This is a genomic window from Streptomyces sp. NPDC007983, from assembly GCF_042958345.1.
Lineage (GTDB): Bacteria > Actinomycetota > Actinomycetes > Streptomycetales > Streptomycetaceae > Streptomyces.
This window is the reverse complement of sequence record NZ_JBIBJI010000003.1, coordinates 263363-288771: the sequence shown is the minus strand read 5'-3', so window position 1 is coordinate 288771 and position 25409 is coordinate 263363. Positions and strand designations below refer to the sequence as shown.

At 71.5% G+C, this 25409-nt stretch carries 20 protein-coding genes; 7 read left to right on the top strand and 13 right to left on the bottom strand.

The genetic code is table 11. The annotated features are described in order from the left end of the window. Nucleotides 1–240: 240 nt before the first annotated feature. From ACFZCY_RS10250 to ACFZCY_RS10235, 4 genes are all read left to right on the top strand, one after another. The gene (locus ACFZCY_RS10250) at nt 241–1002 is read left to right on the top strand and encodes an isoprenyl transferase (protein ID WP_391172102.1); all 762 of its coding nucleotides are present in this window, start codon (nt 241–243) and stop codon (nt 1000–1002) included. 395 nt (nt 1003–1397) lie between these two features. After that, nucleotides 1398–2735, top strand: coding sequence for a PhoH family protein (locus ACFZCY_RS10245; protein WP_055548223.1), 1338 nt, complete (start codon nt 1398–1400; stop codon nt 2733–2735). 431 nt (nt 2736–3166) lie between these two features. Beyond that, on the top strand, nt 3167–3883 hold the full coding sequence (locus tag ACFZCY_RS10240) for a transglycosylase SLT domain-containing protein (RefSeq protein WP_391170910.1): 717 nt from the start codon (nt 3167–3169) through the stop codon (nt 3881–3883). 134 nt (nt 3884–4017) lie between these two features. Next, the gene (locus tag ACFZCY_RS10235; RefSeq protein WP_391170908.1) at nt 4018–5496 is read left to right on the top strand and encodes an AI-2E family transporter; all 1479 of its coding nucleotides are present in this window, start codon (nt 4018–4020) and stop codon (nt 5494–5496) included. A gap of 88 nt (nt 5497–5584) precedes the next feature. On the opposite strand, the gene ACFZCY_RS10230 is transcribed toward ACFZCY_RS10235, so the two are convergent. Next, on the bottom strand, nt 5585–6124 hold the full coding sequence (locus tag ACFZCY_RS10230; RefSeq protein WP_391170905.1) for a carboxymuconolactone decarboxylase family protein: 540 nt from the start codon (nt 6122–6124) through the stop codon (nt 5585–5587). Nucleotides 6125–6135: 11 nt separating this feature from the next. Beyond that, nucleotides 6136–6690, bottom strand: coding sequence for a peroxiredoxin (locus tag ACFZCY_RS10225; protein ID WP_055548216.1), 555 nt, complete (start codon nt 6688–6690; stop codon nt 6136–6138). Between the two features lie 136 nt (nt 6691–6826). On the opposite strand from ACFZCY_RS10225, the gene ACFZCY_RS10220 reads away from it, so the two are divergent. Next, nucleotides 6827–7783: a LysR substrate-binding domain-containing protein gene (locus tag ACFZCY_RS10220; RefSeq protein WP_391170903.1), complete on the top strand. Its 957-nt coding sequence runs from the start codon at nt 6827–6829 to the stop codon at nt 7781–7783. Nucleotides 7784–7847: 64 nt separating this feature from the next. Here the strand turns inward: ACFZCY_RS10220 and ACFZCY_RS10215 are convergent, their stop codons facing one another. From ACFZCY_RS10215 to ACFZCY_RS10195, 5 genes are all read right to left on the bottom strand, one after another. Further along, the gene (locus tag ACFZCY_RS10215; RefSeq protein WP_391170901.1) at nt 7848–10349 is read right to left on the bottom strand and encodes an FtsX-like permease family protein; all 2502 of its coding nucleotides are present in this window, start codon (nt 10347–10349) and stop codon (nt 7848–7850) included. After that, the gene (locus ACFZCY_RS10210; RefSeq protein WP_361477828.1) at nt 10346–11032 is read right to left on the bottom strand and encodes an ABC transporter ATP-binding protein; all 687 of its coding nucleotides are present in this window, start codon (nt 11030–11032) and stop codon (nt 10346–10348) included. The genes ACFZCY_RS10215 and ACFZCY_RS10210 overlap by 4 nt, the downstream gene beginning before the upstream one ends. Then, nucleotides 11029–11553: a PadR family transcriptional regulator gene (locus tag ACFZCY_RS10205; RefSeq protein WP_361477825.1), complete on the bottom strand. Its 525-nt coding sequence runs from the start codon at nt 11551–11553 to the stop codon at nt 11029–11031. The genes ACFZCY_RS10210 and ACFZCY_RS10205 overlap by 4 nt, the downstream gene beginning before the upstream one ends. Before the next feature lie 85 nt (nt 11554–11638). Next, a complete protein-coding gene (locus ACFZCY_RS10200) occupies nt 11639–11926 on the bottom strand; it encodes a hypothetical protein (RefSeq protein ID WP_391170899.1) in 288 nt (95 codons plus the stop codon). Continuing rightward, on the bottom strand, nt 11923–12864 hold the full coding sequence (locus ACFZCY_RS10195; RefSeq protein ID WP_391170897.1) for an SPFH domain-containing protein: 942 nt from the start codon (nt 12862–12864) through the stop codon (nt 11923–11925). Before ACFZCY_RS10195 ends, ACFZCY_RS10200 begins: the two co-directional genes overlap by 4 nt. A gap of 213 nt (nt 12865–13077) precedes the next feature. Between ACFZCY_RS10195 and ACFZCY_RS10190 the strand changes: the two genes are divergently transcribed. Further along, entirely contained in the window at nt 13078–15318 is a 2241-nt protein-coding gene (locus ACFZCY_RS10190; protein WP_391170895.1) for a transglycosylase domain-containing protein, read from the top strand. A gap of 67 nt (nt 15319–15385) precedes the next feature. On the opposite strand, the gene ACFZCY_RS10185 is transcribed toward ACFZCY_RS10190, so the two are convergent. The 6 genes from ACFZCY_RS10185 to ACFZCY_RS10160 all read right to left on the bottom strand — a co-directional run bounded on the left by ACFZCY_RS10185 (nt 15386) and on the right by ACFZCY_RS10160 (nt 24100). Further along, nucleotides 15386–17749: a SpoIIE family protein phosphatase gene (locus tag ACFZCY_RS10185; protein ID WP_391170893.1), complete on the bottom strand. Its 2364-nt coding sequence runs from the start codon at nt 17747–17749 to the stop codon at nt 15386–15388. A gap of 60 nt (nt 17750–17809) precedes the next feature. Then, nucleotides 17810–18529: a methyltransferase domain-containing protein gene (locus ACFZCY_RS10180; protein WP_391170891.1), complete on the bottom strand. Its 720-nt coding sequence runs from the start codon at nt 18527–18529 to the stop codon at nt 17810–17812. A gap of 134 nt (nt 18530–18663) precedes the next feature. Beyond that, nucleotides 18664–19365, bottom strand: a complete 702-nt coding sequence (locus ACFZCY_RS10175; RefSeq protein ID WP_391170889.1) for a DUF402 domain-containing protein — start codon at nt 19363–19365, stop codon at nt 18664–18666. Between the two features lie 68 nt (nt 19366–19433). Further along, nucleotides 19434–20825 (bottom strand): aspartate ammonia-lyase, encoded by a 1392-nt coding sequence (locus ACFZCY_RS10170; protein ID WP_391170886.1) that lies wholly within the window; start codon nt 20823–20825, stop codon nt 19434–19436. 210 nt (nt 20826–21035) lie between these two features. Then, nucleotides 21036–23258: a glycosyltransferase gene (locus tag ACFZCY_RS10165; protein ID WP_391170884.1), complete on the bottom strand. Its 2223-nt coding sequence runs from the start codon at nt 23256–23258 to the stop codon at nt 21036–21038. After that, complete coding sequence (locus ACFZCY_RS10160; protein ID WP_391170882.1) at nt 23255–24100, bottom strand: hypothetical protein; 846 nt, start codon at nt 24098–24100, stop codon at nt 23255–23257. Before ACFZCY_RS10160 ends, ACFZCY_RS10165 begins: the two co-directional genes overlap by 4 nt. Nucleotides 24101–24277: 177 nt before the next feature. Here ACFZCY_RS10160 and ACFZCY_RS10155 point away from each other — a divergent pair, with 177 nt between their 5' ends. After that, nucleotides 24278–25399: a chitinase gene (locus ACFZCY_RS10155; protein ID WP_391170880.1), complete on the top strand. Its 1122-nt coding sequence runs from the start codon at nt 24278–24280 to the stop codon at nt 25397–25399. The last annotated feature ends 10 nt before the right edge of the window (nt 25400–25409 follow it).

The following is a 25409-nucleotide window of genomic DNA, read 5'->3' as shown; positions in this document are numbered from 1 at the left end:
CCACGGACCGGCCCGCTCTATTACGGGGTCAGCGCGGTGCGCGAGCGGCACCCAGCCCACACAGTCCGTCACTCACCGTGACGAAAGTGGGGGCCGCGTGCGTCGCCCGGACGTCCGTGCGGTCGTCCGATACCCCGTCCGACCGGCTCGGTTAGCCACCCCCGCCGCCCCGCAGTAGGGTGCTGCCCTTGGGGCGGACAGCCATGGCGAGCCATGCAAAGCACTGAGGGGCTGGAAGACGTGAAACTGCGCGACCTGGTGTACGGGCTCTACGCACGCCGGGTGGAAGGCCGCCTCGACCACGACCAGGTGCCCAAGCACATCGGGGTCATCCTCGACGGCAACCGCCGCTGGGCCCGCGCCTCCGGCGGCACCACCGAGCAGGGTCACCAGGCGGGGGCCAGCAAGATCCGGGAGATGCTGGGCTGGTGCAGTGAGACGGACGTCGAGGTCGTCACGTTGTGGATGCTCTCCACCGACAACCTGGACCGCCCCGAGAAGGAGCTGAAGCCGCTCCTGAACATCATCGAGGGCGCCGTGCGCGACCTGGCCGCCGACGGCCGGTGGCGGGTGCACCACGTCGGGAACCGGGACCTGCTGCCCTCCCGCACCCAGACGGTCCTCAAGGAGGCCGAGCGGGACACGGAGCACATCGACGGAATACTGGTCAACGTCGCCGTCGGCTACGGCGGCCGCCAGGAGATCGCCGATGCGGTGCGCTCGCTGCTCCTCGACCACGCCACCAAGGGCACGTCCTTCGAGGAGCTGGCCGAGGTCGTCGACATCGACCTCATCGCCGAACACCTGTACACCCGTGGCCAGCCCGATCCGGACCTGGTGATCCGCACCAGCGGCGAGCAGCGGCTGTCGGGCTTCATGCTGTGGCAGAGTGCCCATTCGGAGTACTACTTCTGCGAAGTTTTCTGGCCCGCCTTCCGCAAGGTCGACTTCCTTCGCGCCCTGCGTGACTACGCGGCGCGGCACCGCCGCTACGGCAACTGATCGCCTTATCCCACAAAGCAGTTCACCGGCCGGGGCCGGACGCGAGACGGCGTCCGGCCCCGGCCGCCGTTTAGCACGCTCGTTCCACAACGTTCATGTACGGGCCGTCATATGCCGTTGCATGGCTCCGCACCTTCGAGGGAATATCCCTTCCAGGTCGACGCCCTGTTCCACTGTCCAGTGGGTGTCGAACTGCCAGCGGACGGCATCGGGCCGTTCGCCCGGGAGGCCCTTTGCACACGGACGACTGTGCGGATCGTGCGTATGACGCGGAGGGCCGGCGCTCGGCCCGTTCCGTGGAGCCTGAGCCCGGTCCGCTCCCCGTCTACGGCGGGGACACCTCACTCCCGCGACGCCGTCGCACCCCAACCTCTCCCGAGGGGGTTCGTCCACCCGTGGTGACCAGCAAGAAACGCCGCGAGCACGACCGGCGCACCTATGTCCTCGACACCAGCGTCCTGCTTGCCGACCCAGGCGCCATGGCCCGATTCGACGAGCACGAAGTCGTGCTGCCGGTCGTCGTGGTCACGGAGCTGGAGGCCAAGCGGCACCATCCGGAGCTGGGGTATTTCGCCCGGCAGGCACTGCGCCTGCTGGACGAGTACCGCATCCGGTACGGCCGCCTGGACGCTCCGATTCCGATCGGCGACCTGGGCGGCACCCTGCGCGTCGAGCTCAACCACTCCGACCCGGGAATCCTCCCCGCGGCCTTCCTGACCCACGGGGGCCGGGTGGGGGACAACGACGCGCGGATCCTCGCCGTCGCCCGGAACCTGCAGGCCGAGGGGTACGACGTCACCGTCGTCTCGAAGGATCTGCCCCTGCGCATCAAGGCGTCCTCGGTGGGGCTGCTCGCCGAGGAGTACCGCGCGGAGCTGGCGATCACCGACTCGGGCTGGACGGGGATGGCCGAGCTGGCCGTCTCCGCCGAGCAGGTGGACGACCTGTTCGCCGCCGAGACCGCGTACATCCCCGAGGCGGCCGAACTGCCCGTGCACACCGGACTGGTCCTCCAGTCCGAGCGCGGCAAGGCGCTGGGCCGGGTCACCCCGGACGGGCAGGTGCGGGTGGTGCGCGGCGACCGGGAGGCGTTCGGCATCCACGGGCGCAGCGCGGAGCAGCGCATCGCGCTGGATCTGCTGCTGGACCCCGAGGTCGGGATCCTGTCGATGGGCGGCCGGGCCGGTACGGGCAAGTCGGCGCTCGCGCTGTGCGCGGGCCTGGAGGCGGTCCTGGAGCGGCGGCAGCACCGCAAGGTGATGATCTTCCGCCCGTTGTACGCGGTGGGCGGCCAGGAGTTGGGCTATCTGCCCGGCAGCGAGGCCGAGAAGATGAGCCCATGGGCTCAGGCGGTCTTCGACACGCTGTCCGCGGTGACCAGTTCCGAGGTGATCGAGGAGGTGGTGGAGCGCGGCATGCTGGAGGTGCTTCCGCTCACCCACATCCGCGGCCGGTCGCTGCACGACGCCTTTGTGATCGTCGACGAGGCGCAGTCGCTCGAACGGAACGTCCTGCTGACTGTTCTGTCCCGAATCGGCGCCAACTCCCGCGTGGTGCTCACCCATGACGTGGGGCAGCGCGACAACCTCCGCGTCGGGCGGTACGACGGGGTGGTGGCGGTCGTCGAGAAGCTGAAGGGGCATCCGCTCTTCGCGCACATCACCCTCAACCGCTCGGAGCGATCGCCGATCGCGGCTCTGGTGACCGAAATGCTGGAGGACGGCCACATCTGAGCCGGTTGAATCCGGTACGTCGGCAAACGCGCCGCACGGAAAGGCCAAAGAGCCTAACTGTGCGGCGCGTTCACGCGCGTGGATTTCCAGAAACCCTAGGGTGTAAACGGGGTGTGAGCTTTCGCACCTCCCGGGGAATTGCCTTCCGGCATCCGCGTCCGGCAGTGTGTGGGTTCTGTCAGGCCCCGCATACGGCACACCAGTACCCCCAGCGGTACAGAACCACAGCAGTACCAGAACTGAAGAGAGTTCGCCGTATGCCGCCCGAGCACCTTGCGGCCCTCCCTCGGGAGGACGCACCGGGCCAGCGCCTCCCGTGACCAGCCATACCCGTCGAGCAGTACCGGGGACGGAACAAGGGGAGGCCAGCGTCAGGGGCACGATTGGCGCCCGCGAGGTCACCTAAGCGGGCGATGCTGGAAGGAAACCGAGTGAGCCGGATTTCGGTCCGGGGATTCGCAGTGGCCTCGGCCACCGCGGTCACCACTGTGGGCGCCGTCGTCGGTGTCGCCGCGGGTGGCGGGCAGCAGCAGAGCCCGTCCGACCCGATCGAGGCGACCGCCGCCGACTCGACGCTCCTAGCGGACATACCCGCCGGCCAGCAGGCCGTGGCGCAGACAGCATCCCTGACGCAGCAGGCGGACGTTCAGTCCACCGCGGCCGACGCGGAGGCGAAGAAGTCCGCAGAGGAGGAGGCCCGCAAGCAGGCAGCCCAGGACGCGAAGGCCAAGAAGGCCGCCGCGGACAAGGCGGCCGCCGAGAAGCTGGCCAAGGAGCGCGAGGCAAAGAAGAAGCAGGAGATCGCGAGCCGTTCGGCGACGCGTGACTCCGGCGCCTTCCCGGTCAAGGCCTCGTACACCATCAGCGAGGTCCAGGCCATGGCCCGGCAGATGATCCCGGGCGACCAGTTCCAGTGCTTCAGCAACATCGTGGACCACGAGAGCGGCTGGAACTACCAGGCCACCAACCCGTCCTCGGGTTCGTACGGTCTGGTGCAGGCGCTGCCCGCGTCCAAGATGGCCTCGGCCGGTGCCGACTGGAAGACCAACCCGGCCACGCAGATCAAGTGGGGCCTGGGCTACATGAACGACCGCTACGGCAGCCCGTGTGAGGCCTGGTCGTTCTGGCAGGCCAACAACTACTACTGATCGGCCCGGGCCTTCCGGCCGCTCGGTAACAGAGCTTCGCGAAACCCCCGTCCGCCAGGTCGGGGGTTTCGTGCGTCCGGAGCCGGTAACGTCATGCCGACGACCACGGGGGAACCGGGGGTAGGGAAAGCTGAATGTCCAGATTGCCAGAGTGGGTCGGCAGGTTGGGGGCCGGTCTGACCCGGCTCGCCGCACGGCTCGAACACGAGGAGGCCGCGGCACGGGGTGAGGAGAGCGGCGGCGGAGGCGCGGGTCGGCCGCCCGGGCCGGCCGGAGGCCCGGAGCCGTCACCGCACCGGCCGGAGCCGCAGCGGGAGCCGCACGCCCCCGGCGAGCCGCACGCCCCCGGCGAACCCCAGCCGCGAGAGCCACACGAGCCGCCGCGTGAAGGGCATGCGCCGGACGAGCCGCAGGAGCCGTCCGAGGCGCCCAGCGTGCCCGCCCCGCCCGCCTACGCCCCGGCCGTCGCCCCCCGGCCCGAGCCGGTCGACGCCGTCCCCTGGGGCGTACGCGTCGCCGCCGAGGCCGGATGGCGGCTGCTGGTGCTGGCCGGGACGCTCTATGTGCTGATGGAGATCATCAGCTCCGTTCAGCTGGTCGTGTTCTCCTTCACCATCGCCCTGCTCATCACGGCCCTGCTGGAACCCACCGTCACCCGGCTGCGCAACCGGGGCGTCCGGCGCGGGCTCGCCACGTCGATCACCTTCATCGGCGGCTTCATCGTCATGGGGCTGGTCGTGTGGTTCGTGGTCTGGCAGGTCATGGAGAACGTCGACGAGCTGTCCGACAAGCTCCAGGCCGGTATCGACGATCTGCGGCGCTGGCTGCTGCACAGCCCGTTCCATGTGACGGAGAAGCAGATCAACCATGTCGCCAAGAGCCTGCGCGAGGCCGTCGGCTCCAACACCGAGGAGATCACCTCGGCGGGGCTCGAAGGCGTCACGGTCGTCGTCGAGGTGCTGACCGGCATCCTGCTGACCATGTTCAGCACGCTGTTCCTGCTGTACGACGGGCCGCGGATCTGGGGCTGGACGCTGGGGCTCGTCCCCGCGGCGGCCCGGCCGGGCGTGGCGGGCGCGGGGCCGCGCGCCTGGGCCACGCTGACCGCCTATGTGCGCGGCACGGTGATTGTGGCCCTCATCGACGCGATCTTCATCGGCGTGGGGCTGTTCTTCCTCGACGTGCCCATGGCCGTGCCGCTGGCCGTCTTCATCTTCCTCTTCGCCTTCATCCCGCTGGTGGGCGCGGTGGTCTCCGGCGCGCTCGCCGTCATGGTGGCGCTGGTCACCCAGGGCGTCTTCACGGGGGCGATGGTGCTGGTGGTGGTGCTGGCGGTGCAGCAGATCGAGGGCCATGTGCTGCAGCCGTTCATCCTCGGCCGCGCGGTGCGGGTCCATCCGCTCGCCGTGGTGCTCTCGGTCGCGGGCGGTTCGCTGATCGGCGGCATCGGCGGCGCGGTGGTGGCCGTACCGCTGGTGGCGGTCGTCAACACGGTGGTCGGCTATCTGCGCTCGTACAGCAGCGAGAGCGCCCTGCGCACCGGCCCGCGCCCGCACGGCGCCACCATCGTCTCCACCGCGCCGGTCCGGCGCCCGGGTGAGGACGGCGCGTAACTCCCGCGCCCACGACGCGAAGGGGCGCCCCACTGATCCGGTGGGGCGCCCCTTCGCGTTCGGTGGCGCAGCCGTCAGCCGTCAGCCGTCAGCCGTTGGCGGCCAGGACGCCCTCGGCGTCCAGGGTGGCGCCGACCGCCTGCAGCACTGCGGCGATCTTGAAGGCTTCCTGGACCGTCTCGCGGTCCACGCCCGCCTTGCGGAGCACCTGCTCGTGCGAGTCCAGGCACATGCCGCAGCCGTTGATCGCGGAGACCGCGAGCGACCACAGCTCGAAGTCGGTCTTGTCCACGCCCGGGTTGCCGATGACGTTCATCCGCAGACCCGCGCGCAGGTTGCCGTACTCCGGGTCGGACAGCAGGTGCCGGGTCCGGTAGTACACGTTGTTCATCGCCATGATGGCGGCCGCCGACTTGGCGGCCGTGTACGCCTCGGGCGACAGGTTGGCCTTGGCCTCCGGCTCCAGCTCGGTCAGCACCTGCGGCGAGCGCGAGGCGATCGCGCAGGCCAGCACGGTGCCCCACAGCTGCTGCTGCGGAAGCTCGGAGTTGCCGATCACCGAACCGAGGTTCAGCTTCAGGTCCTTGGCGTAGTCCGGCAGGGCGGACTTCAGGGTGTCGAGTGCCATGTCAGTTCACCTCACTCGCCGGAGAGGAGCGCGACCGGGTCGAGGGTGTCCTCGCCCTTGCTCCAGTTGCACGGGCACAGCTCGTCGGTCTGCAGGGCGTCGAGCACCCGCAGGACCTCCTTGGGGTTACGGCCCACGGAACCGGCCGTCACCATGGTGAACTGGATCTCGTTGTTCTGGTCCACGATGAAGACGGCGCGCTGTGCGAAGCCGTCCTCGCCCTCGATGCCCAGGTCGCGCATCAGCTCGTGCTTGGAGTCCGCCATCATCGGGAAGGGCAGGTCACGCAGGTCGGCGTGGTCCTTGCGCCAGGCGTGGTGGACGAACTCGGAGTCGCCGGAGAAGCCCAGGATCTGGGCGTCACGGTCCGCGAACTCCTCGTTCAGCTTGCCGAAGGCCGCGATCTCGGTCGGGCACACGAAGGTGAAGTCCTTGGGCCATGCGAAAACGATCTTCCACTTGCCCTCGTAGGTCTTGTGGTTGATCTGCTCGAACTCCTGCCCGCTCTCCAGCGAGACGCAGGCGGTCAGGTCGAACTCGGGGAACTTGTCACCGACAGTGAGCACGTTTCTCCTTGCAGCTTTCGCGTGGGAGGGACCCTTTGTGGGGGTTTCCCGGGGTTGGACGATCTCTACCCTGGCACACTCCACATTGATCAGTGAAATAGCTAGACTCGCTGAAGTTGATTGGAGGTGGCTATCAGTGGCCGCGACAGCGACACCGGCCGGAAAGCCGCGGCAGCCGAGCTTGTCCCAGCTCAAGGCGTTCGCCGCGGTCGCCGAGCATCTGCACTTCCGGGATGCGGCGGCCGCCATCGGGATGAGCCAGCCCGCCCTTTCGGGCGCCGTCGCCGCCCTGGAGGACACGCTCGGAGTTCAGCTCCTCGAGCGTACGACCCGCAAGGTGCTGCTCAGCCCGGCGGGTGAACGGCTGGCCGCGCGCGCACGCTCCGTACTCGCCGAGGTCGGTGCGCTGCTGGAGGAGGCCGAGGCGGCGCGGGCGCCGTTCACCGGTGTGCTGCGGCTCGGGGTGATCCCGACCGTGGCCCCGTATCTGCTGCCGACCGTGCTGCGGCTGGTGCGCGAGCACTATCCGCGCCTCGACCTCCAGGTGCACGAGGAGCAGACCGCCTCGCTGCTGGACGGGCTCGCCCAGGGGCGGCTGGACCTGCTGCTGCTCGCGGTCCCCCTCGGCGCCCCGGGGGTGGTGGAACTGCCTCTGTTCGACGAGGACTTCGTCCTGGTCACGCCGCGGGACCACTGGCTGGGCGGGCGTACGGACATACCGCGCGAGGCGCTCAACGAGCTGGATCTGCTGCTGCTGGACGAGGGCCACTGCCTGCGCGACCAGGCCTTGGACATCTGCCGCGAGGCCGGCCGCACCGAGGGCGCCCCGGTGACCACGACCGCCGCCGGGCTCTCCACGCTGGTGCAACTCGTCGGGGGCGGGCTCGGGGTGACGCTGCTGCCGCGTACCGCGCTACGGGTCGAGACCGGCCGCAACGACGAGCTGGCCACCGGCGACTTCGCCGACCCGGCCCCCGCCCGCCGCATCGCCCTGGCCATGCGGGCCGGGGCCGCGCGGGCGGAGGAGTTCGAGGCCCTGGCCGCCACGCTCCGCGAGGCGGTGCGGCCGCTGCCGGTGCGCGTCGCGTGCTGACGCGCCGCCGCGGCGGGGGTTCCTGCTCCCCGCCGCGACGGCGCGTTCTCCCTGACGTACGGAACTACTCGGTCCGCAGGCCCTCCGGGCGCATCATGCGCCACAGCGGCGGCAGGCTGACCAGGGTCACCAGCAGGATGACGCCCGCGCCGATGCCGGTCATCGCGGCGAGCCCGGACCAGTCCACGACGGTCCCCTGACCGACCATCTTCAGCAGCAGCACGCCCAGCGCCAGGCCGCCCGCGATCGACAGCGCCAGACCCAGCACCACCGGGACCGCGGTCTGCCACAGGATCGACCAGCTCAGCGTGGTGCGCCGGGTGCCGAAGGCGACCAGGACCGACAGCAGCCGCTTGCGGTCCCGCAGTTGCTCCAGGGTGGTCACGATCATGCTGGCGCCGATGAGCAGCAGCGTCGCGGTGGCGCCGATGAACAGGGCGTTGCGGATCGTCTGGAACTCGGACGTCTGCGAGGTGCTGCTGAGCTGTATCACGTCCAGCGCCGGGCTGATCCCCGCGCTGGCGTTGCGCACGTGCTCGACGGCGTCCGGCACCTTCGGGTCCAGCCGGATCATCGCCTGCGCCGCCGCGTCAGGCAGGTCAGCGATGTCGAAGGCGCCGGGGGTGGCGAGGATGCCGCGGGCCGTGGCGCCGCTCGGGTCCTCCCTGGGCTTCACCTTCGTGGCCGAACCGGGGATCGTCCACAGCTTCTTCTGGTCGGGCGAGGGCAGGTGGTCGTCGCGGAAGGTCAGACCGACCTGTGCGCCCGGCTTCACGAAGCGGTCTTCGGGCGCCAGATAGCTGTCGTCGCCGTCGATGACGAACACGTCGCCGTCCCGGCAGCTGGTGATGCGGGCCACCTCGCGCAGCGCGGGGCATCCGGCGACGCTGAGGGAGTCGGTCGGGATGTCCGCCGGGTCCTTCTTCTTGCTGCGCGCGTCGGAGACGATGTCCAGGGTGATGCCGAGCACGCTGCGCACGCCCTTGGTCGCGCGGAGCCGTGCGAAGGCATCGTTGGCCTGGGCGCCGTTGTCCACCTTGGCGTTCACGATCAGTTCGGCGCGGTTCGGGTCCTGGCCGGTCTCCTTGGTGTTCTGGGCCTCCACGCTGGCGAAGAGCATCTGGAGCGCGATGGCCCCGGCGACCGCGACGGTGATGCCGCTGACCGCGCGGGCCGCGGTGCCGCTGCTGAGCTGGAGCCGGCGGGTGGCGAGCTGCCAGGGCACCGGGCCCTTGCCGAAGCGTTCCACCACGGCCTCGACCAGCCAGGGCAGCAGCGCGGTGAGGCCGATGAGCAGCAGCACGGCACCGGCCGCGGCCTGGTACGTCTGGAGGTCGCCGCCCGAGCTGCCCGCCCCGAAGCCGCCCGCGAGCGGCAGCAGCAGCCCGATGCCGAGGACCGGCAGGGCCAGCCGCCACCACAGCCGCCGCCGCTTGGGGGTGGCGTTGCGTACGACGCCCAGCGGCTCGATGGCGATGGCGCGCAGGGCGATGAGCGTGACGGCGACGGCCGACGCGGGCACGATCACCGCGATCGCCAGCGCGAGCGGGAGGGCGGGCGTGATGTCGGAGGTGTAGAAGCTGAGGCCCAGCATCGAGCCACCGCCGATGGACTCCCGCAGCAGCAGGAAGAGCGCGGCGCCCACCGCGAGCCCGAGGACCGAGCCGAAGAGCGACTCACCGGCGGCGATCCGCCGCGTCATCTGGGTGTCGGCGCCGACCAGCCGCAGCGCGGCCAGCCGTCGGTCGCGCCGCTCGCCGCCGAAGCGGGCCGCGGTGGCGATGAAGATGAGCACCGGCAGCAGCAGCACCACACAGCCCACGACGACCAGCAGCACCAGCGCGGGGTCCAGATCGTCCCCGCTGGTGTCCGTCGCCCCCCAGCGGTCGACGCGGTAGTCGGAGGTGACGCGGTCGAACTGCTTCTGGGTGATGCCCGCGTAGTAGCGGAGTTCGGCGGGCCCGGACAGCCCGCTGTCGCCGATCACACCCGCGGTGCGGTAGGGGAAGCGGTCCCGGAGCAGCTTGCCCTCGTCGGAGTCGAGCAGCTTCTTCAGCGCGGGCGAGACCCACATCTCCCCGGCGGCCGGAACGCCGCTGATGCCCGGGGGGTGGGGCGGACGGTCGCCGTCGGGCGCCATCACCATGCCCTGGATGTCCTCGTCGCGGAAGTCGGTGTTCGCCTGGGCGAGGCGGATCGTGCCGGGTCCGGCCTTCGGCTCCTCCCCGAAGCCGAAGGCGGCCATGGCGTTGGTCCGCTCGTTGCGCGCGGAGTCCATGCTGGGCACGGAGGCGGCGAACAGCAGCAGCGTGACGCCGAGGCCGACACCGACCGCCGTCATGATCGTCCGGGCCCAGCTCTCCCGTCCGCCGTTCACCGCGAACCGCGCGCCCATGGCGAGGTCCGCGGCCCAGCGGGCGATGCCGACGCGGCGCGGCGGCACGGGAGCGGGAGTGGGGGCGGGCGACTGGGGCGGTACGGCCGTCAGGGTCGCCCGGCCGGTGTGGCCGTCGCCGCCGGTGTGGCCGTCGTCGGCGCCGGTGTGGTCCTTGCCCTGGCCGCTCATCGGATGCCCGCCATGTCCCGCGCCTTGCCGTCGCGCACGACGACCTCGCGGTCGGAGTACGCGGCGACCCGCGCCTCATGGGTGACCAGGACGACCGCCGTACGGGTCTCCCGGGCCGCCTCGGTCAGCAGCTCCATCACCCGCTCCCCGTTGAGGGAGTCCAGCGCGCCGGTCGGCTCGTCGGCGAACAGCACCCGCGGCCCGGTGACCAGCGAACGGGCGACCGCGACGCGCTGCCCCTGACCGCCGGAGACCTCGCCGGGCCGCTTGGCCGCCACATCGGCGACCTCCAGCCGCTCCATCCAGGACAGCGCCCGGGCCTCGGCCTCCTTGCGCTTGACCCCGTTCAGCCGCAGCGGCAGCGCGACGTTCTCCACACTGGTCAGCTCGGGGACGAGCTGGCCGAACTGGAAGACGAAGCCGAACTCGCCGCGGCGCAGGCTGCTGCGCTCGCCGTCCGACATGGCGGACAGCTCGCGCCCGCTGTAGTGGACCGAACCGGAGTCCGGCCGGACGATCCCGGCCAGGCAGTGCAGCAGCGTCGACTTGCCGGAACCGGAGGGGCCCATCACGGCGACGACCTCGCCGGGGTGGATGGAGAAGTCCGCGCCGTCCAGCGCGGGGGTGGGGCCGTACGACTTGTGCAGGCCGTCGGCTATCAGCAGGGATCCCGCCGGAGTCATGAACGCACCGCCTTGGCGAGTGGGGCGAGGCGGGCCGCGGTGAGCTCAAGCCAGCGCAGATCGGCCTCGAGGTGGAAGAGGGCGTGGTCGCAGATGAGTTGGTCGCTCAGGTCGCCGCCGCGCTTGCGCTGCGTCAGCTCGCGCATCAGCCGCAGATGCTCCGCGCGCTGGACGTCGAGCAGATCGGCGGCGTCGCGCCCGGTGAGCAGCGCGAGGACGACCTTGGTGTAGAGGACCGACTGGAGGTACGGCTCGGGCTTCTCGGGCTGCGCGAGCCAGTGCTCCACATCGGTGATGCCCGCGTCGGTGATCGCGTAGCGCTTGCGCTCGGGACCGCCCGCGTGCTCGATGCCGTCGACCTCGACGAGGCCGTTCTTCAGGAGCCGGGACATGGTCGAGTAGACCTGTCCGTAGTGCAGCGGGCGGTCGTGCCCGAACTTCTCGTCGAAGGCGCGCTTGAGGTCGTAGCCGTGTCGTGGACCGGACTCCAGAAGCCCGAGCAGGGTGTGACCGATTGACATGCGCAGCACTCTACACGATGCGTATACATCGTGTGTATAGCTGCCATGAGTAGTGTGTCTTCGCAGGTCACAGGCTTGCTACGGCCTACGGTGCGGTCCGGCCCCCGGATTCGCCGTCATCGGCCCCGTCCCCGCCCGCCGCGCGCGGCGGGCGGCCGCGGCGGGGGATCGGGCGGGCCGTGCCGGGCAGCCGGCCCGCGTCCGAGAGCGCCTTGCGCAGCAGGAACTCGATCTGCGCGTTGGTGCTGCGCAGCTCCTCGCCCGCCCAGCGGGCGAGGGCGTCGTACACCGCCGGATCGAGCCGCAGCAGCGTCTGCTTGCGCTGCCGCCGCGGCTGCCGGCCGGCCGCGCCCTCCTCTTCCCGCTCCGTCACTGGTAGAGCGTGCCGGTGTTGAGGACGGGCTGCGGGGCGCGGTCCCCGCACAGCACCACCATCAGGTTGCTGACCATCGCCGCCTTGCGCTCCTCGTCCAGCTCCACGATCTCCTCTTCGGTGATCCGGGCCAGCGCCGCCTCGACCATGCCGACCGCGCCGTCCACGATCTGCCGCCGGGCGGCGACCACCGCCCCCGCCTGCTGCCGCTGGAGCATCGCGGAGGCGATCTCCGGCGCGTATGCGAGATGGGTGAAGCGCGACTCGATGATGCGCACCCCGGCCGCCTCGACCCGGGCGTGCAGCTCGACCGCGAGCTTCTCGGTGATCTCCTCGGCGTTGCCGCGCAGCGACAGGCCGTCCTCGTCATGGGCGTCGTACGGGTACTCGATGGCGATGTGGCGCACGGCCGCCTCGGTCTGGGTGGCGACGAACTCCAGGAAGTCGTCCACCTCGAACATCGCCTGCGCGGTGTCCTCGACCTTCCAGACCACGACGGCGGCCAGCTCGATCGGGTTGCCGTACGCGTCGTTGACCTTGAGCACCGCGGTCTCGTGGTTGCGCACCCGGGTGGAGATCTTCTCCCGGCTGGTCAGCGGGTTCACCCAGCGCAGTCCGTCGGTGCGGATGGTGCCGCGGTAGCGGCCGAAGAGCTGGACGACCCGGGCCTCGCCCGGCGCGACCATGTTCAGCCCGCACATCGTGATGATCGCGGTGAGGATCACCACGACCCCGGCAACGATCAGCGTCGTGGACCCGGCGCCCTTGTGCTCGGCGGCGACGGCGGCCCCGGCGAGGATCAGCCCGACCCCGGCGACCAGCCCGGCCAGGCCCAGCAGCAGGGCGAGGCCGCCGCTGATGTTCTTGGCGGGCCGCTCCCGTACCTGTGGCTCCGGGATGGCCGGTATGTCGGCGGTGGGGGTGGTGGTGTCGGTCATGGGGTCCCCGTTTCCGTATCGAAGATGTCTAGCAAAGTGATAACACATTTCCCTTCCTGTGCAACCCCTGACTGCACTGGGTCGTCAGTTCCCGTGAGAGACGTGCTCTTTGTCACGTACGGAAAAAGCTTGATCGATGAGTATTTGCCGGTTGATGCGGTGCTAGCTTCATGAGCTGGGCTGGGGGCGGTATGGACTGGAGCGGCGGGAGAGATGGGTAGAGCGGACGAGCGGCGGGCGCGGCAGAAGGGCGCACGCAGGGCCAAGAAGGCCGCCAAGCAGGGGGGCATACGCCGGTTCTTCACCTGGAAGATGGTGTTGGGCTACTTCGTCGGGCTGGGGGCCCTGGGGGTCGGGGCGTTCGCCATCCTGTACTTCAGCGTGAAGGTTCCCCCTGCCAACGCCGAGGCGCAGGCGGAAGCCAACATCTACAAGTACAGCGACGGCTCGATCATGGCGAAGGAGGGCGCGGTCAACCGCGAGTCGGTGCCGCTGTCCAAGATCCCCAAGAAGGTGCAGCACACCTTCGTCGCCGCCGAGAACAAGGACTTCTACACCGACTCCGGTGTGTCCTTCTCCGGCACCGCGCGCGGTCTGATCAACACCGCCCTCGGCCGGGGCAAGCAGGGTGGCTCGACCATCACCCAGCAGTTCGTCAAGAACTACTACCTCAGCCAGGAGCAGACGGTCAGCCGCAAGCTCAAGGAGCTGGTGATCTCCCTCAAGGTGGACCAGGACAAGTCCAAGGACTACATCCTCCAGGGCTACATCAACACCAGCTACTACGGCCGCGGCGCCTACGGCATCCAGGCCGCCGCCCGCGCGTACTACAACAAGGACGTCGACAAGCTGACGGTCGCGCAGGGCGCCTATCTGGCGGCACTGCTCCAGGCCCCCAGCCAGTACGACTATTCAACGGCGGGCCCCAACGGCAAGAAGCTGGTCGTGGCCCGCTGGAACTACATCCTCAACAACATGGTCGAGAAGGACTGGCTGTCCAAGAGCGAGCGTGACGGACTGAAGTTCGACAAGCCCATCGCGCCCCGCCCCATCCCGGGCCTCGATGGCCAGGCCGGCTACGTGATCCTGGCCGCCAAGCAGGAGTTGTACAAGGCGGGGGTGAGCGAGAGCGAGGTCGAGGCCGGCGGCTGGACGGTCACCCTCAACATCGACAAGAAGAAGCAGAAGGCGCTGGAGAAGGCGGTCCGCACCGAGCTGACGGACAAGCTGGACCCGAAGAAGCGCAAGGTCGATGGGAACGCCCAGGTCGGCGCCGTCTCAGTGGACCCCAAGACCGGCGGCATCGTGGCGATGTACGGCGGCGCGGGAGCCACCGAGCACTACTTCAACAACGCGACCCGCTCCGACTACCAGCCCGCCTCCACCTTCAAGCCCCTCATCCTGGCCTCGGCCTACGAGAACGGCTCGACGACCCAGAACGGCACGCCGATCACGTCCAAGACCCTCTACGACGGCACCAGCAGGCGGCCGGTCAAGGGCAGCGACACCGCCTTCGCCCCGCCGAACGAGGACAACAAGTCCTACGGCCCGATCAACGTCCAGAAGGCGATGAACAAGTCCGTCAACTCCGTCTTCGCGCAGATGGCGGTGGACGTGGGACTGAGCAAGGTCAAGAACACCGCCATGGACCTCGGCATGGTCGGCGACGTGAAGAACGGCTTCGACGTGCGCCCCGCGATGTCGCTGGGCGTGATGGGCGCCAGCCCCAAGGAGATGGCCGGGGTCTACGCGACCCTCGACAACCACGGCAAGAAGGTCACCCCGGCGTTCGTGAAGTCGGCCCAGAAGGGCGAGGACCAGCAGGCCGACCTGCCGGACCCGACCAACGGCCAGGCGATCAGCCGTGGCGCGGCCGACTCCGTCACCCAGGTGCTGACGGGCGTGGTCGACGATGGCACCGGCCAGGCCGTGCGCACCAAGGGCCAGGAGATGGCGGGCAAGACCGGCACCTCGGACGACAACAAGTCGGCCTGGTTCACCGGCTACACCCCCGACCTGGTCACCTCGGTCGGCATGTTCGGCGAGTTGAAGGGCAAGGGCACGCAGGTCTCGCTCAAGGGCACGGCCGGTGGCGGCCGGGTCAACGGTGGTGACTTCCCGGCCAGGATCTGGTCCGCGTACATGGGCAGCACCCTGAACGGCTCCTCGACCACGAAGTTCGACCTGGACACCGAGCTGAACAACGTCGCGCCGACCACACCGGCCGCGACGGAGTCCGAGGAGGACCCGACCACGTCCCCGCCGCCCACGGAGGACGAGAGCCCGACCCCGAGCAAGAGCCCGACCCCGGACGACACCCCCACCGCCCCGACCACGCCCCCGACTCCGTCGACCCCGCCGTCCACGCCGCCGAGCGCGCCGACCATCACCACGCCGGTCACCCCGCCGGGCAATGAGGACGGCGGTGGCGATCAGGGGCAGAGTCTGGGCTGACCGCCCCACCCGATGGAGACGTCCCCGAGCCGCCCGGCACCTTCCCGCACGGAAGGTGCCGGGCGGCTCAGTTCGGCATGGCCAGTTCGAACCAGACGACCTTGCCCGTGGACAGCCGGGTCGCGCCCCACCGGCGGGCCATCCGGTTGACCAGGTACAGCCCGCGGCCGCCCTCGTCGGAGGGCCGGGCCTGGCGCAGCCGGGGCAGCTGCGGTACGTCGTCGCCGACCTCGCAGCGCAGCACGTCGGTGCGCAGCAGGCGCAGGGTGATGGGCCGCTCCGCGTACCGTACGGCGTTGGTGACGACCTCGCTGACCAGCAGCTCCACCGCGTCCGTCAGGTCCTCCAGGTCCCAGCGGGCCAGCGCCCGGCGGGCCAGGCGGCGGGCCTGTCCGGCGGTCTGGGCCTTGGGGTCCAGGAACCAGTACGCGACGTCGCTGGGCGCGATGCCCTCGAAGCGGGCCGCGAGCAGCGCCACGTCGTCGTCGCGGTCGCCGGGCCCGAGCATGTCCAGCACCTCGTCGCACAGCGGCTCCAGCGGCGGCGGGTTGGGGCCGGTGAGCCGGGCGGTGGCGGTCAGCCGCTCGCGCAGCTGCTCGATCCCGGTCCACACGTCGCGCATCCGCGACTCGACCAGGCCGTCGGTGTAGAGCATGAGGGTGGCCCCGGCGGGCGCGTCCAGCTCGACCGCCTCGAAGTCGACGCCGCCGACCCCGATCGGCGCCCCCGGCGGCACCCGCAGCACCTCGGCGCGGCCGCCGCGGTGCAGCAGCAGGGGCGGCGGATGGCCCGCGTTGGCGACCACGATGCGGTGCGCGACGGGGTCGTAGACCGCGTACAGGCAGGTGGCCATGCGGTCGGTGCCGAGCCGCTGGGCCTGCTCGTCGAGGTGGTGCAGCACCTCCTGCGGCGGCAGGTCGAGCCCGGCCAGGGTCTGCGCGGTCGTGCGCAGCTGGCCCATGATCGCGGCCGAGGTCATGGAGTGGCCCATGACGTCGCCGACCACCAGCGCCACCCGGTTGCCGGGCAGCGGGATCGCGTCGTACCAGTCGCCGCCGACCCGCGCGGTCTCGGCCGCGGGCAGATAGCGGCTGGCCAGCCGGACGCCGGTGGGCTGCGGCAGCGAGTCGGGCAGCATGGTGCGCTGCAGCTCGTCCGCGATGTAGACCTCGCGCCCGTACAGCACCGCCTTGTCGACGCCGAGCGCGGTGTGGGTGGCCAGCTGGGCGGCGACCAGCAGATCGTCCGGTTCGAACGGCGGCCGGTCCGGGCGGCGTACGAAGACGGCCGCGCCGATCACCCGGCGGCGGCCGCGCAGCGGGGCCAGCACGGTGCGCTGGCCGGTCGCCACCGACGGCCCGTCGCCGAGGAGTTCGGGCAGCGCGGCGCGGGCGGCCTGCGAGTCGCCGAACACCGGCCGCACCCCGCGCAGCACCTCGGCCAGCGGACCGCCCGCCTCCACCTCGCACAGCTCGGCCGCGGGTCCGCCGCCCACGGCGGGCGCCAGATCGGGCTGCGAGGACATCAGCGGCAGCCGTCCGCTCTCGGTGTCCGGGTCCAGCGGGATCCGGTCGGTACGGCGCAGCCGCAGCACCACCGGGCCGACCGGGCGCTCGTCGCCGACCGGCAGCGGATCGCGCAGATAGACCAGGATCGCGTCGGCGAAGGTGGGCACGGTGGCCCGGCACAGGCCGAGCACGATCTCGTCGAGGTCGATGCCGCGCGCGATGCGCCGCGTCGCCGCCCCGACGAACCGCAGCCGGTCCCCGCTCCGGTCCCGCACGGCGGCGGTGCCGTCGGCGCCGGGCGCGTTCGAGGGCGGCACGGCGGGCATCCCGCCCTCGGGGGTGGTGTACGCGACCTCACCGGCGGCCGCGGCCGCCGACGTGCCCCCGTCCGGCTGCGCCGGGGCCGGGTGTTCGCCCGCCGTGGTGCTGGGGGCGTCGTCCCGGGCCCCGGGTCGGCTCGCCGCGCCTCTGGCGGCATTGCGGTCCGCGTCCCACACAGGCTCGCCCTCCGGTGTGCCGTGCTCCGGCTGCTCGCTCTGCGCCGAGTTCCGGCGCTGCGTACCGTCACCGGCGCGCTTGGTCCCTCCGCCGCGCGGCGTGCCCCCTCCGCCGCGCGGCGTGCCCCCGCCGGCGCGCGGCGCGGCCTTGCCGCGGGCGCGGCGCCCGGGCCGTGGCCGGGCGTCTCCCCCGGCGCCGTCCGGCTCCGGGTCCGGGGCGTCGCCGGGGCCCGGGGCGGCCGCCGGGCCGTCCGCGGGGAAGGCGGGACGCGGCCGGCCGCCGCCCGGCTCCTGGCCGGGGGCGGCCGTCTGCCGCACGGCGGTCCGCGGGTCCGGGACCGCGCCGTGCGCGTCCTCGGGCATGCCCGAGGCGGCGGCAGGGGTGCCGGCCTGTCGCCTGTTGTGGGAGGTGGGGTGCTCCGTCACGCGTGGGTTTCCATCCGTCCGGGGCCGTGCGCCCCCGTCTCGTCGGGGGCGCACCGAGTGTCAGGCACGTCGTCGGCAGTTCAGATAGAGCTGGATCTCGGGTGGTACGTCCGTGCTGGCCGGGGCGTACGCGTGCGAGTCCTCCCCGGCGATCTCGAAGCCCGCATCGGTCACGACCTGTCGAAGTTCTTCCCGCAGATAACCCGATACCCGGACCGAGTTGCCGAGGAACGGGATGGCGAAGTCGTCGACGTCCGCCTCGACCATGCCGAGTCCCAGCAGTCCTCCGGGTCTCAGTACGGCGTGCAGGGCGCGCAGGGCGTACGGGATCTCCGGGCGGGGCAGCAGCAGCAGCGAGAAGTAGGCGGTGATGCCGTCGAAGGGGCCGAGTTCCCGGGAGCCCCCGGGACCGTACCGGCCGCCGACTCTCAGGTCGACGATGTCCACTTGGTGGAATTCGGCGTCCGGGACGTTGTCCCGGGCCAGCTTCAGCATCCCCGGTGAGATGTCGATGCCCGTCACCCGGTGTCCGGCCTCCGTCAGCTGACGGGCCGTGGGGAGTCCCGTACCGCAGCCGACGTCGAGCACGCGGGACCCGGGCGGCAGCGCGTCGGCCAGCCATTGACCGGCCGCGACCTGGCCTTCCTTATGGGGGAAGGCGTCGTCGTACCGGTCGCCTATGGCGTCGAACGCCTCTGCCTGACCGCTGCGGTCGAGCGCCAGGCGGTCGAAGTCCTCATAGCCCGCATAGCCGTCGCCGTAGTCGTCCTCACCGCTCACGACTCCCGCCCCTCCTGTGACATCGCGTCAGATCATGCGCCTCGTCCGTGAGTTGCGCCTATGTCTTGTTTCCCGCATGTGCAGTGTTCCGGACGACGATCCTACGTTTGAAACACGGGGACACAGCAAGAGGTTCAGGACCTCGAGTGCGCCGACGTACGCCCCCTGTCGATACGGTCCCAGTCCGCCGGGAGGACGGGGACCGTCCACGACGGGTCCGGGCGCCACTCCTCCCACCCCTCCCGGAACGGAGCGTCCCAGGAGTCGATGAGCCGCACGGCTGCCCGGCCCGCCGCGCGTACCCGCTCGGCCTGCTCACCGGGCATCAGACCGGCCCGCTGCGCCTGCGCGAACTCGTCCTCGTCCTTCCATTCCCAGCTCCGGTCCGGGTAGACCGCGATGTCCAGGAAGTGGTCCTCGGAGTCCACCCCGCCGCTCCAGCGGGCCAGCGGCTCCTCCAGGTTCACGTACCAGTTCTTGAAGCGCCAGTCGCGCTCCCAGAACAGCCATACCGACCAGGGGTCGCCGGGCCGGGCGAGCTTGAGCACGCCGGTGCCGAACCACTGGGACAGCGCGGTGACGCGCGGCTTGGTGTAGCGCGTGGACAGCGGCTCGCGGTGCACCTGCGTACCGTCCGCGAGCTGTGGTTTCACACACGCCGTGCCGGGCGCCAGCCAGACGGCCAGCAGCTCCGGGGAGTCCCGGACGACGGTCACCGGACGGCAGATGTGGATGGCGTCGGAGGCGTTGGCGCGATAACGCCAGAGGATGTGATCCCCTGGCGCCCATCGGGCGCCGCCCGCCATGCCCCTCGTCTCCGCGATGTCCGCTGTCATGAGCAGATCTTAGGTGCGACGGGGCCGCCGTGCCGTGACCTATGCCGCACGCACAGTACAACAGGGGCTTACGGATGCGTCATGCGCAGCACGTCCAGCGCCTCGTCCAACTGCTCCCGGGTCAGCAGCCCGCGCTCCACATAGCCCGACTCCAGCACCACCTCGCGGATGGTCTTCCGCTCGGCCAGGGACTTCTTGGCGACCTTCGCCGCCTCCTCGTAGCCGATGTAGCGGTTGAGCGGCGTGACGACGGACGGCGAGGACTCGGCGTACTCCCGGGCCCGCTCCGCGTTGGCCGTGATCCCGTCGATCGTGCGGTCCGCCAGCAGCCGGGAGGCGCTGGTCAGCAGCCGGATCGACTCCAGCAGATTCTTGGCGATCACCGGGAGCATCACGTTCAGCTCGAAGTTCCCGGCGGCCCCGGCCGTGGCGACGGTCGCGTCGTTGCCGGTGACCTGGGCCGCGACCATCAGGACGGCCTCGGGGATCACCGGGTTGACCTTCCCCGGCATGATCGACGAACCGGGCTGCAGATCGGGCAGCGCGATCTCGGCGAGACCGGTGCGCGGACCGGACGCCATCCAGCGCAGATCGTTGGCGATCTTGGTGAGGCCGACCGCGATGGTCCGCAGCTGACCGGACGTCTCCACCAGCCCGTCCCGCGCTCCCTGCGCCTCGAAGTGGTTCCGGGCCTCCGTCAGCGGCAGCCCGGTGGCCCGGGCCAGTTCGGCGATGACCGCGGCCGGGAAGCCGGGCGGGGTGTTGATGCCGGTGCCCACGGCGGTGCCGCCCAGCGGCAGTTCCGCCAGCCGGGGAAGCGCGGCGCGCAGCCGCTCCACCCCGTACCGCACCTGCGCCGCGTAGCCGCCGAACTCCTGGCCCAGCGTCACCGGCGTCGCGTCCATCAGATGGGTACGCCCGGCCTTCACCACCTCGGCGAACTCGGTCTCCTTGCGTTCCAGCGCCTCGGCCAGGTGCTCCAGCGCCGGGATGAGGTCGGCGGTGACGGCCGCGGTGGCGGCGACGTGGATGGAGGACGGGAAGACGTCGTTGGACGACTGGCTCGCGTTCACATGGTCGTTGGGGTGCACCGGGCGGCCCAGCCGCTCGCTCGCGAGCGTGGCCAGCACCTCGTTGGTGTTCATGTTGGACGAGGTGCCGGAGCCGGTCTGGAACACGTCCACCGGGAAGTGCTCGTCCCAGCGGCCCTCGGCGACCTCCGCGGCCGCCTCCGCGATCGCCGCCGCCATGTCCTTCTCCACCACGCCCAGCTCGGCGTTGACAGCGGCCGCCGCGGCCTTGATCCGGGCCAGCGCCTCGATGTGCGCCCGCTCCAGGCGCTGCCCGCTGACGGGGAAGTTCTCCACCGCGCGCTGCGTCTGCGCCCGCCACTTGGCGTGCGCGGGCACCCGCACCTCACCCATGGAGTCGTGCTCGGTCCGGTAGCTCTCTTCGGTCATCAGGACACCTCCGTCGCTTCTTTGGGGCTCGTTCGCCTCCGGGGCGCCTCAGCCGGTGTCGACGGTCGACCGTGCTCGGCCACTCGTTCCTCGCGGCCTGCGCGCGCTCTCCCTTTCGACACCGGCGCGCCCCTTCGGCTCACTCACCAGGACAGCGTCGTCCTGCTACCCCGTCTTCCCGCCCCGCCGGGGACGGACCGGTGAGGTGGGTCACCGTACGGCTTCCGCGGCGCGCGGGGCCTCCACCTCGCCGGTGCGCTTGAGCTTCTGCCAGGGCAGCAGGGCGCCGGTGGCCGCCGTCACGCACGAATGCAGCAGCACCAGGTACATCAGCTGGCGGTAGACGATCTGCTGGAGCGGCAGTACGGCCAGCACCCGGTACCGTTCGCCGTCCAGCCGGAAGGCGTACGCCGCGCCCAGCAGCTGCACCAGCAGCAGCGCGCCCCACGCCGCGAGCGACCGCACCGGGTCCACGAAGATCACCCCGTACAGCGTGAACAGGTCGATCAGCGGCGCGAACAGCGGGGTGAGGATCTGGAAGAGCACCACCAGCGGCAGCCCCACCCGGCCGAACCGCCCCGAGGGCCCCCGGTCGACCAGCGCGCGACGGTGCTTCCACAGCGCCTGCAGGGTGCCGTAGCTCCACCGGTAGCGCTGCTTCCACAGCTGGCCCAGGGTGCCCGGCGCCTCGGTCCAGGCGCGGGCGTGCTCCTGGTACACCACCCGCCAGCCGGCCCGGTGCAGCGCGATGGTGATGTCGGTGTCCTCGGCCAGGGTGTCGGCGCTCATGCCCCCGGCGTCCAGCAGCGCGCGGCGGCGGAAGGCGCCGATCGCGCCGGGGATGGTCGGCATGCAGCGCAGCAGGTCGTACATCCGCCGGTCGAGGTTGAAGCCCATCACGTACTCGATGTGCTGCCAGGCGCCGATCAGCCGATTGCGGTTGCCCACCTTGGCGTTGCCCGCGACCGCGCCGACCCGGGAGTCGGCGAAGGGACGGACCAGCTCCCGGACGGTGGTGGGCTCGAAGACGGTGTCGCCGTCCATCATCACGATCAGCTCGTGGCGGGCGTTCGCGATGCCGTTGTTCAGCGCGGCGGGCTTGCCCGCGTTCGGCTGCCGCAGCACCCGTACGTTGGGCAGCCCCATCGCCTCCACGATGTCCCCCGTGCCGTCGGTCGAGCCGTCGTCCACCACCAGGATCTCGACCGGATGGGTGGAGGCGGTCAGCGAGTGCAGGGTGTGGGCGATGCACTCCTTCTCGTTGTACGCGGGCACGATGACGCTCACCGGGTCGCCCACCTCCTGCACCAGGGTGTAGCGGCGCCGGTCCCGGGTGCGGCGGTGCCACCAGGCCAGGCCCAGCATCAGCAGCAGCCGCCCGAACACCGAGAAGCCGACGACCCCCAGCAGCCCGATGAGCACCGGCAGCGCGTACTGGGTGGCCAGCGCGGCCCAGATCAGCGTCCGGCCCTCCCACACCCGGAGGGCGGGGGCCGGGTGGTTGGCGCTCTTGGCGCCGAGCGCGCCGGTGATGGTGGTGAAGGAGTAGCCGCGCGCCGCCATCCGGTGGATGTAGCGCTCCAGGGCCTGCACGGTCCGCGAGCGGTTGCCGCCCGCGTCGTGGAAGAGCACGGACGCGCCCTTCGTGCCGCGCGGGGTGGCGTTCTGGACGATCTCCTTGACCGGGGGCCGCCGCCAGTCCTCGCTGTCGGTGTCCACGAACGCGCTGACATAGCCCTTGGCGCCCACATGCCGCTGGACCGGCCAGGTGCGGTCGTCGAGCGCGGAGACCTCCGAGGCGTACGGCGCGCGGAACAGCGAACTGGTGACACCCGCCGCGCCCGCCAGCGCCAGCTGGGACTGGGCCAGTTCGCGGTTCATCCGCTGCTTGTCCTGGTAGGACAGGTCGACATGGGAGAAGGTGTGCACGCCGATCTCATGGCCGGCGGCCACCATCCGGCGCACCAGCCCCGGATGGCGCACCACCATCTGGCCCAGCACGAAGAACGTCCCCGGCACGTGGTGCTTGCGCAGCACGGCCAGGATCTCCGGGGTCCAGCGCGGGTCCGGTCCGTCGTCGAAGGTCAGCGCGATGGTCTTGGCGGGAATGGAGTGCTCGGTCGCCTTCCCCTGCCGGTCGAAGGTGATGACCGGGCCGCCGCTGCGCAGCCGTTCGGGGACGCTGCGGTACGAATGCGCGGCGTGCACCCGGGCGTCGTTGCCGATCTCGGCGTACAGGTAGCCGTCCAGCAGCAGGGCGCAGACCAGCGCGAGGAGCGTGGCCGGCGCGACGGCCATCCGGGTGCGGAACGCCCGGGACTTGCGGGACGTGGATGGTCTGTCGCCGGGCGCCCTTCCGAACGTCTTCTTGCCGGTTGTCGGGAGTCTGCGGCCGCGCGGCCGTGGCAGCTTCGGCGGTCTGCCACCGCTCATGACACCCCGCCGCGGAACGACGTGAGCGACTGCCAGTCGATCCCGGCGGGCATGCCCGGCCCCCACGCCGGGGTCCCGGGCTCGTTCACCGGGGGCTTGGCCTGGCCGTTGCCGGGGTTCTGGGGGCGGTCGGGGCCCGGCCCGGCGGGCTTCACTGGCTTGGCGGCCGGGGGCCTCTTCACCGGGTCGGGCGCCGGGCCCACCGGCTTCCGGGGCGGCTTGTGGGGCGCCGGGCGCGCGGGCGACGAGGCGGGCTTGTGGTGCCGCGCGTGATGCGGCGCATGGCCCGGCCGGTGGGCCGCGGACCGCCGATGCCGCGGGGCGTGGTGCGCGCCCGGTCCGTGGCCGGAACGCGGGAGGTGCGCCGCGCGCGGGGGCCGCGCGTCGCGCACCGAGGACGCGCGGTGCGGCTGGGGCGGCGCCGGGCGGGCGAGCGCGGTGGGCTTCCGGGCGCTCGCGGGCCGTACGTCCGCGGGGGAGTGCGGCCGGGGGCGGTCCGGGCCGCTCGCCGGGGCGTAACGGTCTCCCGACGGGTGCTCATGCGCGCCGGAACGCCCGCCGAAGTGCCCCTCCGGGGCGCTCCTCGGAGCCCGGCCGAACGCCTCGGTGGTGACGGGGTGACCCGGGATCAGCGTCTCGGGAGCGATGGCCGTACCGCCCGCGAAGCCCACCCCGAGGACCGCCGAATAGCCGAAGCAGACGGCTCCCGCGAGCGCGCCCGCGTGCCGTACCAGCCGGCCGCGGCGCCCGGAGAGGTCCACGAACACCGGCCCCTTCCCGGCCACGTCGGAGCGGACGGGACGCGAGGGCGCACGCTCGGCCACATCTGACTGAGGATCCATGCGTCAGAGGCTAGTCCAGAAAATACGACATACAACCTATGTGTCAAACATGCGGTGTGTCATAGTTAGTCACTTTCTATCGGATGTGCGAGGTTGGCGGAGAGGCCGGACCGGGAGCCCTCTGGCCCCGGCCCTCACCTCCCCACCCCCGTCACACCGGAGCGGAAGGAAGAGCGCGTGCGATTGAAGGCCAGCCCCCGCATGAGCGGAATCGCCATGGCCGGAGCCGTGCTCTGCGCCACCGTCGCCGTCTGGGCGGGCAGCGAGAAGCCGTCCGAGCCGCAGCGGGCGGCCTCGCCCGCCGCCCCCCGCCCGGCGGCGCCGCCCGCCGCCGACTTCGTGCCGTACGTCAGCGCCTGGGCCGGCTCGCACTACGACATGCCCGCCGCGGCGGCGCGCGGCATCAAGGAATTCACCCTGGGCTTCGTCGTATCGGGTGACGGCTGCGCCCCGGCGTGGGACAGCGGCATCCCGTTCGACGACCCGGCGCTGACGGCCCGTATCGAGGCCACCCGGCGGGCCGGCGGCGACGTACGGATCTCCTTCGGCGGCGCCGACGGCACGGAGCTGGCGACGGCCTGCGAGGACGCCTCGCAACTCGCCGCCGCGTACACCGAGGTGATCGAGCGTTACGGGATCATCCGGGCCGACTTCGACATCGAGGGCGACGCCCTCGCCGACGCGGCCGCCACCGCCCGCCGGGCCCAGGCCATCGCCCTCGTCCAGCGCACCCACGAGGGGCTGAACGTCTCCTTCACGCTGCCCGCCATGCCGGACGGGCTGACGTCCGGGGCCCTCGCCCAGCTGACCGCGGCGCGGCAGGAGGGCGTCACCGTCTCGTCGGTCAACGTCATGGCCATGAACTACAGCGGCGACCACACGGGCGACATGGGCCAGTACGCCATCCAGGCGGCCACCGCCGCCCACGAGAAGGTCCGCGGGGTGCTCGGGCTGTCCGACGCCGCCGCGTGGAAGACCCTCGCCGTGACGCCGATGATCGGGGTCAACGACGTGACCGGCGAGGTCTTCACGCTGGAGGACGCGGCCGGACTCGCCCGCTTCGCGGCCCGCAAGGGCATCGGGCGGCTGTCGATGTGGTCGGCGGAACGAGACCGCCCGTGCGCCCCCGAGGGCGCCGGTGCCGACGACACCGGCGACGGTACGGATGCCGGTACGGACGCCGATACGGGCGACACCGGCGACGCGGCCCCCGAACAGCCCGCCGCCACCGCCCCCAGCACCTCCTGCAGCGGCGTCCCCCAGCGCCTGGGCGCCTTCGAGGCGGCCCTGTCCGGCTGACGGCCGACAG